Here is a 17,142-nt window from a genome sequence, read left to right as displayed (position 1 = left end):
TCTAGCACTTACATATAGGATACGCTACGACTAAGCCCAATTAATTTCCTATAAACGTCACATAAAAGATACACTCTGGAAAGTTATGATCCCAGCTAAGAAAGTTTTAAATACGCTAAATGAACATTGGAGCGTATTGGAGCTACTTTTTAAACGCTTTAAAATGACCGATTTTAGCGTCAAAGATGTTCAAAACATCATAAAACACAAAAATCCTCAATGGACCAGTGAACGAATATTCAGAGAAACTAATCGCTTACTCAATCAAGAAATCATCATTCCACTGGCTAAATCTTCGCAGTTGGAAATAAATCGGGCTGTCGCAGATTTCGCAAGTTTTCTGTTACAAGAAGAGCACCTAGGTTTGGCACAAGAGATCACCGTTCTGGTCAAAGACCTTGAACGACTCGGTAACCGCCTAGAACAAGCTGCTGATGAAGGTGATCAAAGTGAACTACGGCGTTTTAGCCGAATCATGGATGAGCGCGTCAGAAAGATCATTAAATTATTTTTACATAATGAAAATGCCATTTTCAACATTGTCGAACAAGCAAAATCTGATAGCAGCTCAATATCACTACAAAAACGGTATCGCGCAGTTATTGAGGCATTTGACGAATATATAGAACCGATGTTAGAAATGGTTGATATACGCGGTGAGTTTCATGCCTGTTTTAACGTCATTGAAAATCAGTTGAGCCAACAAATTGATGATATTGAATTATATGGCCGTGGTGCCCAAGACAAACGTATGCTTGAACAACTGCGCACACGAATCTTGGATATGCACTTGGTCGGCAGGGAAAGCTTAAGAAAAAGTGCAGATATGTTAATGCCATTGCGTGAAGAATTACGCAGAAACTCTTTAATTACGCGTCAAGCATCCAAAGTACTCGCAATGATCCGTAAGAATGGGGTTGATCCAATGTTAAGCCCTGTTCAACCAGAGTTCGTATCAGACATTCAGCGCTTTTCACTTGGCCAGCAACGACACATGGTTGCTTATATGGCTGGCTTGGCCGAATTTGAACATGATGAATATCAACTTCCAGATCAAAGTGATGTCCCTGCATATCAAAGCCCGCATATTCCAGACTATGCAGATGTTAAGAAAAGCTTTTCAAATACAGGTAAAACTAAAATTGCATTACTCGGGTTTCTCACTGGGCACTACCCTGACTTAGACGCTGATGAGTTATTATTTTTATATCAAAAGCTAATCAGTGATGAAGCACTGGAGCTGGCGCAAGATGAACAGCGAGTCACAGTGAACATAGCAGAGCATGACTTCTCTCTCTACCCATTTAATGCCAGTACAAAAATAGAACACACTAATGACAACAATTAATTTAACAGAACTAACAGAATTACAAGCCATTAACAAGAAATTGGCCAGTGGCTATCATATCAGTGAGCAAGACACGACGTTATGGCAACAACTCGACCAGAACATTGGCGCCTATCAAGCACTATTTAATGCCTTAGGCCATGATCTACAACACGATGCTCGTGGGTTCTACTATCTCGCAAGTGATGAAAGTACCCCTAACATGGGAAAAATTTCTCGTGCCATTGCACTCACACTCTTTATTCTTATCGAACACTTTGCCAATCAGGGAAAAGATCCTTTGCGTGCAATTTTTGACGAGCCGGCAGATCTCGAGCTGATGCAAACTTTAGTGCAGTTAAATAAACACTTATTTGATCAACTTGAGATTTTCTCAGGCTCCGACCTCCGTAAAGATGTATATCTCAGGATGATTAGACTTGGACTAGCGAAAGAAACTGAGCGAGGTTTTATCCATTTAGCGCCCGTATATCGTTATATTGATGCACTAATGGAAGTAAACGACACAAATTTTGATGGACTAGAGGAAGAAGTATGAGTGAACTATACGGCCTAAGTAAATTAGCGCTATTAAATACCGCGGGCTATGCGAAGTGCGTGATCCCACTCAATAAAAGTGCTTCTATCTGCGCACCAAATAACACCGGTAAAAGTTCGGTTATTAATGCCTTACAATTTCCTCTTATCAATGATTTACGATTGACCGAGTGGGATGGCCATGATTTAGAAGAAACGCGAAAGTTTTACTTTTCGTCTGACCAATCCTATATTTTGCTCGAAGCAAACCTCCCCCATGGAGATGTAGTAATTGGCGTTGCTGGCCTTGGCAAAATAGCTGGGTTTGCACACCAATTTTTTTGCTACCCAGGTAAACTAAACCTAGATGACTTTACTGAAGGTAAAAGCATCATAAAATACACTAAATTATTCAAACACCTACAAAGCAAGGGCATGAGTCCCGTAGAACTAAAAGCCGCAGAACTCAATGCACTTTTAACCGGCGGCGCCACACAATTTGATGGCGACATCAATTTAAAAATGATCCCACTTAACAACGTCCAAGATGCTGGTATTTATAAAGAAATATTTAGACGTATACTTAATCTACATAAGCTAGGTGCACAAGATGTAAAACGTTTTATGTTGCGTGTATTTGAGCGACATATGTCAAACTCTCGAGTTGATTTTTACGAAGTATGGCGTCGTGCATTCGATAAAGTTAATCGCTCCCGTCGAGAACTTACCGCTTTAGAATCAATGCAAGAGCCCATCGGTGCATTAGAGGAAATGCTTAACACTGATGCAACACTCAAAGGAAAGCTAGCAGCCTACGCACCTAAAATAGATATTGCCTTAGGCGAGTATGAAGAATACCAACAATCGCAACATACTGAGCTTTCAGAGCAACTGACTAACATTGAACAAGAGAAACACGATTTTGAACAAAAACAGCAGTTATATTTACAACAGTCTAGAGACATTGAGCGTCGTCAAACACAAATTGAACAATGGTTTATTAACTACCACGGCCTAAAAACTGAGTTTGAGCTCACCAATCACGCCACTCTAAAAACCAATCTACAGCTATTGAAAAAAGAATATGAACAGCTGTCTTTTTCTATCAATAGCGCGCATGGACAAAGCTTACATACGCTCGACTTTAGGATCAATGAAACACAAAAACAAATTAAGAGCTTAAAGTTACAACTCAAGAACTTAGAATTTAACTTGTTTACACGTATGCGTGAAGACCTATCACTCAAAGAGGTTGAAGAAATATCTCGTATACTTAACCCTGATTTATTGTCATTTGCTACGACCAACCAAGGTGAAGTTAGTATCACCGATGAAGATGCTTTTGGTGAGTTCTTAAGTCAACTATCCGCCTCAGTAAAAGGAGGTGAATTGACGGTCCCCGGTGCCAGTATTAAACTTAAAAAACTGACTCCAGTACAAATGCAAAGTGGTGAAAATAAGGAGCAATTAGCTGCACAGTTAACCGCTCTTCAGCAATCATTGAAAGAGTTTCAACAACAACGAGACGTTGCGGCAAACGTTGCCCAAAAACAACAAGAGCGTGATGCATTGTATGATGAACTCATGGCATTGGAAGGATCACTCAAACGATTCGAGCAATATCAAACAATGCTACAATCAGTAGAAGCACAAGAGTTATTAAAAGAGCAATTGCACGTTGAGCGAGAGCAAGTTGACGAATATTTACAAGATGTTCAACGCAATGCTGGCTCCATCTCTGACAGACGCTCCATCATTAAAAGTAAACAAGATTTATTAACTCGCCAAGCTGACCGATTACGCCAAGTAAAGTCCGAACGACTAGATCATACATTGAATTTGTACAGTGGCTCGCTTGCTCCCTATCCTATAGAAATCACCATCGAGTTTGATAACCTATCTGAAGTCATTCATCAATTTAATAAAGATTGTAATGAGTTAAGAAACTTAGCGGTTAACGTTAAAAATACTTACTTGCATATTTACAATGCAGGGATCACCAAATTTGATAATGAAACGGATGAGGCAAATAAATACACCAAGCTTATTAGTGCATACCATAATATCGACAACGAAAGAGACGCAGTAGACCGTCAAGCGCGCGTCGCATTGACTGAGGTTGCGGCAACAATTAAGGGCTTGCGTGAAGACTTAGATCGTCTCCGCCGAGAGATGAATAGCTTTAACCGTGGGATCAGCCAACATCGTATTTCAAATCTTAAGTCATTTAAGATCAATATTATACCTAGAAAAATGCTCGTGGAGAGTATTGATACCATCATCGCCACCTCTGACAATTATGAAAAGGGAGATAACCTAGATTTACTTTCAGAACAGCCCTCAGACGAAAAGGCCGTCAATGAGGCCAAAGATCACTTGATTAAATTGGCCAGTGAGAAAGCGGGTTTAACACTCACTGATCTATTCGATATTCGTTTTGAAATAGTCAATCGCGCCGGTGAAACTGAACATTTCGATAAAATTGATTCAGCTGGCTCTAATGGCACCCGTATTACAATTAAGTTGTTATGTGGTATGTTGTTTATACGTTATTTGTTGTCTGACCAAGAACAAGCTCTGTACCGTATACCTATTTATATTGATGAGGCCGCCGATATTGATCCACAAAACCAAAAAGCGATTATCGAAACTGCGTTAAGCTTTGGATTTGTGCCAATATTTGCATCTGTAAAGCCGCAAATAAGTTGCGACTATATCGTGCCGATCCGAAGTGTTAAAAACGGTAGCCAGAACTGGGTGTCTGAAAAAGATTGGATTGAAGTGGAACATTCTACGAATCAAGCTGTCTGAGTGGACAATATGCTGTATTGGCTGAAGTAATTCAGCCCTTTAGGAGATAAAACATGTTAAGAAATATTATTTTAGCTGCCTCGGTCATATTGATCAGCGCGTGCAGTAATACACCTGATTGGGATTACGATAAGTCCGTTAAGTTTACCAATTACAAGACATTTTCTTGGTCTGCAGATGCTGATTTAAAAAATAATGGCGGAAATGCGTATCAAATAAATGATCTCATGGAAAAGCGTGTTCGCAACGCCATTATTGAAGCAATGTTAAAGCATAATATTAAACTAGTCGAAAGTGAAAACGCAGACGTTCTGGTAAACTATCACGCATCTGTTGATAGTAAAATAGAAGCAGATTCATTTAATACAAGTTATTCCGCTCGTTGGAATTACTGGGGCTTCGGTTACCAAACACAAACCCATGCTCGAGAATATGATGTAGGGACACTGGTAATAGATGTCATAGATAAAGCATCTAATCAATTAGTATGGCGTGGTGCAAAAGAAGGCCGCCTTCGTAATAAACAAACTCCAGAACAACGTACCACATCTGTGAATAAAACGGTGTTTGCAATTCTTGAAAACTTTCCTCCTGTAGAAGTCCACTGATAATAAATTGGCGATGATACATGTATCAAGTTGCCCAGTAACACTTATGTTTAGGCTTATAGCCTAAACATAAGTGTATTGTTTACATGTTTCAACACACATCACAATAATTACTTATTCACCAGTCACCACACCAATACAGCCGAACATTTTTAGAATTGACTGACCCACACATTGCATATAAAACACCCATCAATTTGATAATATAGTGTTGTAAAAATGATATAAATGCTCTAGTTTATTAACTGCTCATTAATTGAGCAACCAATAAGTTAATAAAAGGAAGTTAATCATGAAAAAAACAGTTCTCGCACTAATTGGTGCAACATTATTTAGCGGTGCAGCATTAGCAAGTTCAGTTTCTTGTTATGTAGATACAAGAGCATATGATGAGTACAGGCAAGGCACCTGTTTTGGTGGTGAGTCACTCACTCACACACGTCAAGGTGCTGCTGTATTTAAAGTCAATACGTCAAAACCAGTCCAAAGTGTCGAATGGGATATTAGCAGATATAATGCTAACTGCTCTGGTACAACGTGTATTGTCAGAGTTGGCTTAGGTGAGCATGAAGTGAATGCGTGTGTTGATAAAATTTATTATAAAGATTTCACATGGGCTGACGTAAATTGGTGTGCCACTGCCCATGCAAATTACTGGGGCCAAGGCGGTCCTCTTGCAAATGAACTACTAGGCCAATAAAGAATAGAGCGCTATGTTTAAACATAGCGCAATTTAACACGTCATAATTTCCATGTTTGTTAATATTGATAACGCTTCCGTTGAAGATTTACCGCATGCCCACTCAACCGCTTTAAAATCGTGACACACATTAGGACGCTCAGGCTGACCAAATAATTTGCATAAATTATCATCTGACAAGTTTTTACAGCGCTCACCCGCCGCTTTTCCATTTGGGTGCAATGGAAAACTTGAACTTATACTCGGCGCTATACAACACGCACCACAATGTAAACGACATTCCATAACACAGCCCTAAAAATAAAGCACGCAGTATATCAAAAGTCGCTCAGCTTTACGCGATTTTTATAGCACTAGCTACAACAAGCAGTTAACCTCACAATCTCGGCATACATTGCTTCACAATACGTGTTGATTCAGTTACTTTCCTTGGTAACAATTCGCATGTACAAAACTAAAATTACCCAGCTATATCTTTATTTAACCTCAGCTCTGGATAGGCGAATTTGCCCAATAAAGCTATTTTTCTCACTCTCGGCGTTGCTTTCATTTGTAATAGCCCGCTATTACTGCATAAAAGCGCCTTGATATTGAACAAAATATCATCATTGGATTGTATGTAAGTTTGTTTACAAAACATTTTCTATTCCAAAACCCTTATCCAAACCTGAGGTTATTTAAAAAATGCAAATGCCTTTTGCATTGCAACATCATTGCCTGATGCATCTATATCCGCAGATTTTAGCAATACCTGAGGTATAAAATCTTCTCGATATTCACCATTAGTGTGATATAAACGCTCGAACCCAACTTCAATCCAACTGTCACTGTAAGGGAGTTTGACTTGTTTAATTCCGCCAAGTAAGTCTGCCATCGGAGCACCTATCACTGCTTGTGCACCAAGCGCATCTAAGCCAATCACCATTCCCTCCCCCATACTTCCGGTCCAACGTCCGGCGAGTACAACAAATGGCTGAACTATATACGGATTTTCAGGTAAAACTTGGGCAAATTGCATAACTGACTCACTGTAGAGCTGGCCTTTACTTTGCGTTTTATACGTCTGATAAGTGGCCACTTTATTAGTAAAGTGGCCAAGAATTGGTTCTGCAACTCCCGTATTACCACCGCTAGGTGTATTGCGTAAATCGATGATCAGACCTTTGGTATTAACAAGTTTTCTTAACCCTTTTTTGAAAAAATCGCTTGTCTGTGTATCACCCAATGCATTATTAAAGCGTATATACCCCACCTGTCCATACACTTCAATCGTGACGGGCTCTGCCTTTTTAAGTGCGTTTATATTAGAATAACTCGCTGCTAAGTTAAACTCTTTATCTCCATTCTCACTGTGAATGAGTAACCTTCTGGGCTGGTGGCGCCTTCCACCTAACGCAATATTAGCCGCATAGTTACGCTGCTTTTTCGTTAACTCATTCAATGTCATGCCAGTTACTTGACTCATAGCCAGTTCAATCGATTGCCCATCAATGGCGCTAATCTCCATACCAGGCTTTAACCCTTTGATATGTGCATCAGACCCCGCTTTAATGTCATAAACCACCAGTTTTCTATCATCAAACTGGACAAAAATGTCAGAACCTGTCGGGTAAACGCTGAAATCATCACGGTCATAGGGCCCCAAATTCAAATGCGGATCTGTAAATGCTCGTAAATATGCTTGTGCGTTATCTCTAAATTCCTTCGTTGTTTTACTATCATGTAACCTTGATTGATGAGTATTGAATAGCTTTACTGCTGACTGCTCTCTATCGTGCAAGTATGCGTAGTTGTCGGTGAGTATTGTTTGAAGTTCATTTATGGCTTTTTCAGCATCAAATGCAGCACATTTAAAGCCCATAAGCATCACAGAACTTGCTAGCATAAGCACGAGATTTCTTTTCATCTTTATTCCTTCAAAACAAGCTTTATTATGTTTCACCTTAATCAAAATAAGGTACAAGCTAGTCGAGTCTATAGCAGTACCCCGGTTATCACAATCCCCTGCAATCGACGTATCCCCTTCGAAGTTCGGCTTTCTGCCCACAAACGAATCGAGGGTTATCACCATTGACGCATTAGATCCCTTTAAAGGGCGAATACCCTTTCTCTTATCACTCAAATAACAAGCAAATGCACAACCAACATAACCGACTATTTAAGCAACTAAGTTATGTGTTAAATTAGCGCTCTTTAATTTGCTATTAAATACACACTTAACGCTATGAAAATCACAGCTCTATTGCCGCAAGAAATTGATGCCTGTTATCACCAGTTTTTATCTCGGTCACATGCTGAGCAATGGGTATTCACGGTCATGGCCGTGATTTATAAACCCATTTCTTTAGGGAATTTAAATAAAGTCCTTAAACAATTAGATAAACAAGCATTTGATTCCAAGCACTACGCCTATGAGCGTATTACATCAAACACGATTAAAGCATGGCAACAATTGGGATTTATTCGCATACATAATGATGAGCTAAAACTCACCCATTTACTCACTCATCAGCTTACGCGTAAAGCAATCACTTGTGACGTGTTTTTTACCATTTTAAAGGCCGGGGAAACGGTTGTTCCTGTTATACAATTGTATGATTGGGAGCAAACGCTTGATGATGAACAACGATTAATTCGAGATTTTTACTTCTTAAATGATCACAACAAAATGGTCCAACATCTAAAAATACATAAAAATCCACAGCAAATCGACTATCAGCGTAATCAAATATTAATAGAGCTGAATTTTGTCCCATTTCAGTTAACACATTTTATGACCTTACCAGACACGCTTCAATATCAATCGTTTGCATGCTGGTTTTATGTACTTCGTCAGCGAGGCGCTTCAAATGCCTATGCATTAACATTGCTAGAGCAGGTACACGACATTAATAATAGTCAACGAGCCCTCAGTCTCCTATTAGCTGAGCAGTATTTATTACAAGGTGAAATAAACAAAGTACGCCTATTAATGGAACCGAGCGACAATAGTTGCTACAGCTTGCAAATCAAGGCAACCCTTGCATTGTTGGTAGGTGACGTAGACAGTGCGCTTAATTTGTTCAATAAAGCACTTACGGCTAAAAATAAATATGGAAAAAAGAAATTTCAACATTTAGATGGACTGTATAGCCTGTTCTATCAGTTAACTTTATTAATTGCGGCAAACAAACTAGATCCGACTTACTTTTCACTTGCAGAAAAACACGTACATGCCCAAAGCCACGACAAAAATAGTCAGGATCACAGCCATTACGTAGGTCAATTTATGCTCCCTCTTATTGAGAGCTTATCAACAGCAACACCGTATACATCTTTGCTACCTGACTTCACGTTTCTATATAGCCATCATGTATTTTATGCTCATCTAATACATTATTTTGATGCTCTGGCCGTAAAGTGGTGTCAACCATTATCGAATGAACAGCAGCTCAGCTCGCAAGCCCTTCACCATGCATATCTTTTTTTTGAAGCAACTGATTACCACTTATTTTCCCTACTAATTGAACAATTGGCGCCACACTTTAATGTTAATGATAGCGGTGACGTACAGCCCCCAAACACTCATAACCTTTTTGATTTAACACAGGCTATTTCACATAAAGTAAGCTGGGATCTCGCACTTGAAAAACTCATTGCACTCGCTCCTCAAGGTAAGTCAGCGGACATCCACCTTCCGGAAACAGCCTCAAGGTTAATATGGGAGCTAACCATAGCACCGTTTTGCATTTCACTGTCTGCACGCGCGCAAAAAAAAACGACATCGGGATGGAGTAAAGGTCGTCCTGTATCATTGCAACGTCTATACGAACAGTCCCACGAGTTTACTTTTATGTCTGAGCAAGATATTAATATTTGTTCACATATTGATAGAGCAAAGCAATGGCAAGATAAAACCCATTATACTTTGGAAGGCACAAGGGCACTCACCGCCGCATGCGGTGCACCGAACTTATTTTTAGTCGATGATGTATTTACACCCATTGAATTGAACAAGGCGCAGCCCGAGTTACTTATCACGCAACAAAATGATCATTTAGTACTGAGTATCGCTGAGATTCCCGCAACTTTGAATGGCATACCATTGAATTACTCGTTAACTGAATATGCCCCAGAGCAATATCGACTTACAGTCTTTGCACCAGAACACTTAAAAGTCGCGCAGATCATTGGTGAAGAAGGGTTAACAATTCCTATATCAGCTAAAGAAAAGGTGCTAGAAAGCGTCAGTGCGATTGCGCCTTTACTCAATATTCAATCAAGTATTGCTGAACTAGATACAGGGCTTGAAATCCACCCTGCTGATGCTCGATTAGTCATCAATATTCAACCATTTCATGATGGACTTGAGTTTACCTGTTTTGTGATGCCATTTGGTGAGCAAGGGCCAACGTTCAAACCCGGAATTGGCAATGCCAAAATAACCACAGAACTTAATGGCAAACGCGTTGCGACTCGTCGCAACCTTATCCAAGAAGAGCAGTACCTTGATATATTAGATACTCATTGCTCTGCATTTCTATCGATGCAAGACAATCGTCTCCAACTTAACGATTTACAAACTGCTTTGGAGACACTTCAGCAGCTAGACCATACCACGGCGTTAGATCCCAGCCCTATTCCTTTGACCCTTCGTTGGCCGAAAGGTAAAACAATGACTTTGACAAAACCACTGCACAGTCATCATTTGCAATTGGCTCTGAGCAAAAAACATCAATGGTTTGATTTATCGGGCCATTTGGTCGTTGACGATTCTCATGTAATTGAGCTTAAGAGGTTACTCTCGTTAACCTCTCAAGCTCATGGCCGCTTTATAGAACTGGATAACCATCAAATACTCGCCCTATCTGATGAATTAAAGCAACGCTTAGACCAACTTAATACCGCAACAGATAATGGACAATTTCATCCACTTGCCAGCTTACATGTATCACAGGCAACAACAGGAATGAGAATGAAAACATTACATGCTTGGGATGAACAGCATGTTAAAATGACGCAAGCTAACCTCCTTGAATGCAAAGTTCCCACAACGCTACGTGCCACACTCCGTGATTATCAAATTGCAGGATTTGATTGGGCATCAAGACTTGCCCATTGGGGGGCTGGGGCGTGTTTAGCTGATGATATGGGGCTTGGCAAAACACTACAAGCACTTGCGCTGCTCGTCTCTCGAGCACACTTAGGCCCCAGCTTAGTGATAGCCCCTACATCAGTCTGTTTCAACTGGCAACAAGAGGCAACTAAATTTGCCCCTACATTAAATATAAAACTGTTGTCTGATATTAAAACTTCAGCCAAACGAGCTGACGTCTTAAAACAGCTTAACAGTCTTGATTGTTTAATTATAAGCTACGGGTTACTGCAACGAGAGAGCGCATTACTGCAAACGTGCACATGGTCAACGATTGTCGCTGACGAGGCTCAGGCATTAAAAAACCCTTTAGCACAGCGTTCGATTGCAGCATGCGCATTAAAAGGCGATTTTAAGCTTATAACCACTGGTACACCTATTGAAAATAATTTAATCGAATTGTGGAGCTTGTTTCGTTTTGTTAACCCCGGCCTGCTTGGTAACTTAAAACGCTTCAGTGCACGTTTCTCAACGCCTATTGACAATGTTAAAGATGACCCAATTGCCGCTAAAAAAGCCCGCTCTCAATTAAAAAGCCTGATCCAACCATTTATACTGCGTCGCATGAAGGATCAGGTACTCACCGAACTACCAGCCAGAACGGATGTTAATGTTAAAGTGCAACTTAGTGAAGAAGAAATGGCGCTTTATGAAGCTCTACGGCTAACTGCGATAGAAAACCTCACCGCGACATCTCAACAAGACCAAGCAGGCGCACAAAGAATCAAAATGCTCGCAGAATTAACTAAACTTCGCCAAGCATGCTGTCATCCATCGCTGGTACTTTCAGACAATGCGCTCCCCAGTGCAAAGCTTATCGCTCTTGATAAACTATTAAACGAACTCCAAGAAAATAATCACAAAGCCCTCATTTTTAGCCAATTTGTAGGACATTTACAACTAATCAAACAGCACTTAGATAGCAAAGGCGTGGACTATCAATACCTAGATGGCAGTACACCGCAAAAAGACAGACAACATCGCGTCAATGCCTTTCAACAAGGTGAAGGTCAAGTATTTCTAATTAGCCTCAAAGCGGGAGGTTCAGGGTTAAACCTCACTGCTGCCGACTACGTTATTCATATGGACCCATGGTGGAATCCTGCTGTAGAAGAACAAGCCAGTGACCGTGCACATCGCATGGGCCAACTGCGCCCGGTGACCGTTTATCGACTGATTGCGATAAACACCATAGAAGAAAAAATTGTAGCACTGCATCAACATAAACGAGATCTCGCGCAAGCATTACTCTCTGGTAGTGACTCTGTAAGTAAACTATCGGTAACTGATATCATGGCAATGCTCAAAAAAACACTGTGACCATTGCAGTTGTTTTTGTCACGCAAACATTATGACCTTATAATCGAGATACTGTAAATAAAACACCGATTATAATACAACACAGGATTAAATACCCGACTCACAAAGTGTTAAATGTAAGTTAAAAATAATATTAAACTCATTATTTAACGACCAAGTCAGTCATGTGAAATAAAAACACCAAGACATTACATGTTAACTAAGGTTTAGCAAAGTATTTTAATTTTTGGGTTCTGCTTTTAGTTCTTTTTGATTATCAAGCAGTAACAGAATTTAAAATACCTAGAATTTTTAAACAAAGTATAAGTATCCACCCAAAAACTCAAAGTTAACAAACAGAAATAAATAATTAACAATGTGATAGTAAACTAGATATTAACCGCATCACAGTAGGTCGCTACGTTACTCTCGGGGTGTATCGACAATTGCTAGGTTGGGAATCTCGCAAACTGTAAAGGCTTATGTAAGATTTATTGGTGGGAGACTACTTTCCAAAATTGAGGAGCACTTCAAGTGTATAAAGCAAGTTCTAGGGCTCACAATGAAACCCCAGAACCACGTAACACTTATTCGATACCATTTAATGTAATTGGGCGCTGTGCATTTCTTGTTGCTTCTTTTGAACGGATCTCTGCTTCCTTACGCTGCTCTCGCGTAGAACATACCTTTTTAGGAATACTTGACCCTAATACTCTGATTTGCTCACATTTATATCCATTGGTATTTCTTGCTTGTTTATCAGCTTCATCATCAGTTGCATTACAACCAGCTAAAACAACACAAGACACCACTACACTAAGTATATTTTTCATATTTCCCTCTTCCATTTTGTCTTTTTAATTATTCTTCTATATTTTAAAGCACAGTAAACGCTTTGCTAAAAACATTAGAGCATTAAAACTAGCGCTAAATAAAAAACAAATCAACAACAATTACGACCTGAGTCTGAAGGAATATGCACTGTGCATATAAAAATTAACATTAGGCTTTTATTCTTTATATTAACTAATCTAAAAAAACAAAGCCGAAAGCATTAGAATCATACACTTATATAATTTACCCATTGAACCACGGTACAACGTTAACTTTCACCTGTAACGGAGGGTCTACAATTAATTACAAAATAATACAATTATAACGACATCGAAAACCTCTATTAGCTGTGTCAATGCGGTCGTTACGCTACACGTCAGCAGTCTCACTGTAAACAATGTTCCTTTCACTCACTGAACACAAAAACATTTAGATACACACTAAATAATCCTATTTTACTGAAAAGCCATCGATAAAACCGCACAACCTTATTCCGAAAAAATTATTGTATGCAATATACAGTAGATATCTTTACAGAAACATTCTTTCCTAAAACAAAAATAAACTGATGAAATAAAAACCAGCCAGAGTGGAAAAACAAACCAACAAAAAACGAAAAAACAGATAAAAAATAAAAAAAAGCGGAATTAAATGAGAAATAAATCCAAAAAAACCTCAATTAAACGTAATGACACTTTTCCAAAACCCTTCAACAATTCCTTTTTATACAAAATTACCCAATAAAAGGACTTGTAATTATCCACGCTTGATATATTGTATACAATATATCAGCAACCAAATGTTGATAGTTATTCTTTCTAAAAGCAAAACAGTAACTCTTATTTGCATGCATAGAAAGCGTATGAAAAATATAACAATAATTAGTGATACTAAGGGGTATACACAATGAATAATCAATGGGTAGCTAATACAAAGCTAAATAAAAGTTTACTTGCGCTTGCTGTTTCAGCTGCAAGTCTTGGGGCTACTGCACAGGCAAATGATTCAGTTGACGTCGATACACCAGAACGAATTATGGTAACAGGCTCTCGTATAAAACGAATCAACTTCGAAGCGCCTTCTCCTACCGTTGTCATCTCAGCAGAAGACATCAAACTAACTGGTGCTCAGAATGTAAATGATATTCTTACAGGCATGCCACAATTTTCCGATGGTTTTGATTCCGCTTCAGGGAACTATTCGTTTGGTAATTCAGGTCTAAATATATTAGATCTTCGCAATATGGGTGAAGAGCGCACTCTAGTATTGGTAAATGGTAAACGTCCCCCTTCTGTATCTACTGATAACCAAGGTCTTTTCGCTGATGTTGGTACTATCCCGGCCTCTCTAATTGAACGTGTAGAAGTTATGACGGGTGGTGCATCAGCAATTTATGGTTCAGATGCAATTGCAGGTGTTGTTAACTTTATTCTGCGAAAAGACTTTGAAGGTACTAAAGCAAACGCACACCTTTCTGGTACGCAAGAAGGCGGTCATAGCACACGCAGCTTATCATTTACTCATGGTTTTAACTTCGATGATGACAATGGTAATTTTACCGTTGCCGTCGATTACTTATCAGAATCCGCCTTAACACAAAACGATCGTGAAAAAGCGTATAACTATCAACGTTCAGTAACAAACCCAAATAAAGCTGATGGGCAGCCAAGTAAAATTTGGGTTAAAAATGTCTCACCAATCCCGTGGGGTGTACCTGAAACTATCTTTTCAGTATACAACGATGATGATGGTGGCTATGATTGGTACGATTTTGATGAATCGACCCAAGATGTGGCACTTCGTGCTCGATACAAAGACATGTATGACGGCTGGCTAGTCGATGCCGGTAATGGATACGAGGGCACTCGATGGGGTAATATTGAAGACCCATTTGAGCGTATTAACCTATTCTCTTCTGTAAATTATCAGTTTGATGATTTTGATATGTCATTTGATGTAACACTTGCTAGAACAGAGTCTAATAATGTCATCGACCCACCATTCAAACGCGCATGGATGCAAGTGTCTGATGTTAAAGAACTATTTGACACTCCCGCCTCCATTACAGACAACTTTCAAGATACCGATTGGATTGGCTTTCACCACACATTTCATGAAGTTGGAGGTCGTAAGCACAAAAACGTTCGCGAATTTTTCAGTTCATCTTTGACGTTCTCTGGCGTATATAATGACGAATGGTTTTGGGATGTGAATTTTTCATCCGGTAAATCGATGAATGATTTAGAAAACAAAACTCAGTTGAGAGTTGACCGCCTAGATAGTCAATTACAAGTTATCGGTCCATGTGTTGAAGCTGGGAATTGCCCGAGTTTCTCACCTTTTGGACGTCAGTCTCAAGCATTGACAGATTATGTAATCGACGCATTTGTTGCTACAACTGACTCAGTAAACCACGCCTTTACAGCAAACTTATCTGGCGACTTATACGAGCTACCAGCAGGTGTAATGCAAATGAGTAGCGGCTTAGAAGTTCGATACGAGGGTATTCACTTTGACCCTTCAGAGCTATGGGCGTCGGGTAACTTAACGTCTAAAAAGCTACCATTAGATGTAAGCCGTAATATTAAAGAAGCGTATGTTGAACTATTAGTACCTGTCATTAGTGACATGCCATTCGCCGAACTGCTTGAAATAGAAGCTGCGTATCGTGTTGCCGATTATTCTACCAATGAAAATCGTTTTGAAAGTACTAAGTTCGCTGTGAACTGGTCGATTAATGAAGAAGTCAGATTACGCTCTATTTTCTCACAGGCCGTTCGTGCACCACAGCTATATGAGCTATACGCGGGTGAAAGTGTCGGTTACTCAACAATTAACGACCCTTGTGATGAATCAAATATAGATGGCGGCCCTGCTGATGGACGTCGTAAAGCAAACTGTGCACTATACGGTATTCCTGCAGGTTGGAACTCAAATATTAAAACAACTCGCGGAGAAGTCAGAAACTCAGGTAACGCTGACCTGCAACAAGAAAAAGCCAATACACTGACGGTTGGTTTTGTATATACACCAACTTCAATACTTGAAGGTTTGACACTCTCGGTTGACTTTTTTGACATTAAGCTAAAAGATAAAATATCTGAGTTTGACGGTGAAGACGTTATGGAAAACTGCGTAGATTTAGCAGCAAACTCCATTGATAATATGTTCTGTAACCTAGTAACTCGAAAAGACAATGGCGATGTAGATTATGTTCGCCCACTGAGCTTAAACTTCGACCAAGGCCGCGTGAGAGGAACTGATTTCGAGTTATATTATAGCTGGGATGCATTGTCATTTGATTTCAAAGCAACCAGATTATATGAAGACTCAACTACGACTCAAGATTTAGCAGAAGGTACGGCTGAAACGAATAACGAAGCCGGTCAATTAGGCCGACCTAAATGGGCATCTAATCTCGTTACGAAATATACACTGGATGATTTAACCCTAAGTTGGACATTCAAATTTAAAACGTCAGGTCGATTTGATGATGATGCCAGTGAAAACTATCGTGATAGTGATACTCCGTCACACTCTCGTATTCACAATATCCGCGCAGATTATCAACTAACTGACATGGCATCTGTTTATGTAGGTATCAACAATATTACAGATAACAATGGCGGCGACCATTGGACTACTTCACGTGGAGCCTATAATGGTTGGGCTATACTAGGTCGCTCTGGCTATATCGGCGTAAATCTAGACTTCTAATAGAATTTAAAAAACTCCCTGTTATATAAAACAAACCATAAGTTGCTCTAGAATAATAGAGCAACTTATTTTGCATTAATCCCCCATACAACTCAGTACATATTTTCCTATATTAAACAATGAAATGGGTTTATTCATGCATCTAAAACACAAGCAAAGCAATCAATACTTGCAA

General features: G+C 39.5%; 10 protein-coding genes. 7 read left to right on the top strand and 3 right to left on the bottom strand.

Annotated features, from left to right (window positions below):
• Positions 1–85: 85 nt before the first annotated feature.
• The 5 genes from PAUR_RS08200 (at position 86) to PAUR_RS08180 (ending at position 5,983) form a co-directional block, all read left to right on the top strand.
• Positions 86–1,348 carry a hypothetical protein gene (locus tag PAUR_RS08200; RefSeq protein ID WP_192507285.1) on the top strand — a complete coding sequence of 421 codons (1,263 nt, stop codon included), beginning with the start codon at positions 86–88 and terminating at the stop codon, positions 1,346–1,348.
• Positions 1,335–1,886 carry a condensin complex protein MksE gene (locus PAUR_RS08195; protein ID WP_192507284.1) on the top strand — a complete coding sequence of 184 codons (552 nt, stop codon included), beginning with the start codon at positions 1,335–1,337 and terminating at the stop codon, positions 1,884–1,886. Before PAUR_RS08200 ends, PAUR_RS08195 begins: the two co-directional genes overlap by 14 nt.
• On the top strand, positions 1,883–4,675 hold the full coding sequence (locus PAUR_RS08190; RefSeq protein WP_192507283.1) for a coiled-coil domain-containing protein: 2,793 nt from the start codon (positions 1,883–1,885) through the stop codon (positions 4,673–4,675). The genes PAUR_RS08195 and PAUR_RS08190 overlap by 4 nt, the downstream gene beginning before the upstream one ends.
• A gap of 53 nt (positions 4,676–4,728) precedes the next feature.
• Positions 4,729–5,283: a DUF4136 domain-containing protein gene (locus PAUR_RS08185; RefSeq protein ID WP_192507282.1), complete on the top strand. Its 555-nt coding sequence runs from the start codon at positions 4,729–4,731 to the stop codon at positions 5,281–5,283.
• Between the two features lie 292 nt (positions 5,284–5,575).
• On the top strand, positions 5,576–5,983 hold the full coding sequence (locus PAUR_RS08180) for a hypothetical protein (protein WP_192507281.1): 408 nt from the start codon (positions 5,576–5,578) through the stop codon (positions 5,981–5,983).
• A gap of 33 nt (positions 5,984–6,016) precedes the next feature.
• Here PAUR_RS08180 and PAUR_RS08175 read toward each other — a convergent pair whose 3' ends face one another.
• Positions 6,017–6,268 (bottom strand): YkgJ family cysteine cluster protein, encoded by a 252-nt coding sequence (locus PAUR_RS08175; protein ID WP_192507280.1) that lies wholly within the window; start codon positions 6,266–6,268, stop codon positions 6,017–6,019.
• A 388-nt stretch (positions 6,269–6,656) separates the two neighbouring features.
• Positions 6,657–7,889: a S41 family peptidase gene (locus PAUR_RS08170; protein ID WP_192507279.1), complete on the bottom strand. Its 1,233-nt coding sequence runs from the start codon at positions 7,887–7,889 to the stop codon at positions 6,657–6,659.
• Between the two features lie 318 nt (positions 7,890–8,207).
• Between PAUR_RS08170 and PAUR_RS08165 the strand changes: the two genes are divergently transcribed.
• Positions 8,208–12,437, top strand: a complete 4,230-nt coding sequence (locus tag PAUR_RS08165) for a DEAD/DEAH box helicase (RefSeq protein WP_192507278.1) — start codon at positions 8,208–8,210, stop codon at positions 12,435–12,437.
• A 566-nt stretch (positions 12,438–13,003) separates the two neighbouring features.
• Here PAUR_RS08165 and PAUR_RS08160 read toward each other — a convergent pair.
• Positions 13,004–13,249: a hypothetical protein gene (locus tag PAUR_RS08160; protein ID WP_192507277.1), complete on the bottom strand. Its 246-nt coding sequence runs from the start codon at positions 13,247–13,249 to the stop codon at positions 13,004–13,006.
• A 907-nt stretch (positions 13,250–14,156) separates the two neighbouring features.
• Between PAUR_RS08160 and PAUR_RS08155 the strand changes: the two genes are divergently transcribed.
• Entirely contained in the window at positions 14,157–16,967 is a 2,811-nt protein-coding gene (locus PAUR_RS08155; protein WP_192507276.1) for a TonB-dependent receptor plug domain-containing protein, read from the top strand.
• The last annotated feature ends 175 nt before the right edge of the window (positions 16,968–17,142 follow it).

Source organism: Pseudoalteromonas aurantia 208 (assembly GCF_014858725.1).
GTDB lineage: Bacteria > Pseudomonadota > Gammaproteobacteria > Enterobacterales > Alteromonadaceae > Pseudoalteromonas > Pseudoalteromonas aurantia.
The sequence above is the reverse complement of the archived record's forward strand: the minus strand, read 5'-3'. Positions and strand labels throughout refer to the sequence as shown.

What these genes read in the sequence shown, in the direction of transcription:
- PAUR_RS08200 (WP_192507285.1), top strand. Translation starts at nt 86, where the DNA reads ATGATCCCAGCTAAGAAAGTTTTAAATACGCTAAATGAACATTGGAGC.
- PAUR_RS08195 (WP_192507284.1), top strand. Translation starts at nt 1,335, where the DNA reads ATGACAACAATTAATTTAACAGAACTAACAGAATTACAAGCCATTAAC.
- PAUR_RS08190 (WP_192507283.1), top strand. Translation starts at nt 1,883, where the DNA reads ATGAGTGAACTATACGGCCTAAGTAAATTAGCGCTATTAAATACCGCG.
- PAUR_RS08185 (WP_192507282.1), top strand. Translation starts at nt 4,729, where the DNA reads ATGTTAAGAAATATTATTTTAGCTGCCTCGGTCATATTGATCAGCGCG.
- PAUR_RS08180 (WP_192507281.1), top strand. Translation starts at nt 5,576, where the DNA reads ATGAAAAAAACAGTTCTCGCACTAATTGGTGCAACATTATTTAGCGGT.
- PAUR_RS08175 (WP_192507280.1), bottom strand. Translation starts at nt 6,268, where the DNA reads ATGGAATGTCGTTTACATTGTGGTGCGTGTTGTATAGCGCCGAGTATA.
- PAUR_RS08170 (WP_192507279.1), bottom strand. Translation starts at nt 7,889, where the DNA reads ATGAAAAGAAATCTCGTGCTTATGCTAGCAAGTTCTGTGATGCTTATG.
- PAUR_RS08165 (WP_192507278.1), top strand. Translation starts at nt 8,208, where the DNA reads ATGAAAATCACAGCTCTATTGCCGCAAGAAATTGATGCCTGTTATCAC.
- PAUR_RS08160 (WP_192507277.1), bottom strand. Translation starts at nt 13,249, where the DNA reads ATGAAAAATATACTTAGTGTAGTGGTGTCTTGTGTTGTTTTAGCTGGT.
- PAUR_RS08155 (WP_192507276.1), top strand. Translation starts at nt 14,157, where the DNA reads ATGAATAATCAATGGGTAGCTAATACAAAGCTAAATAAAAGTTTACTT.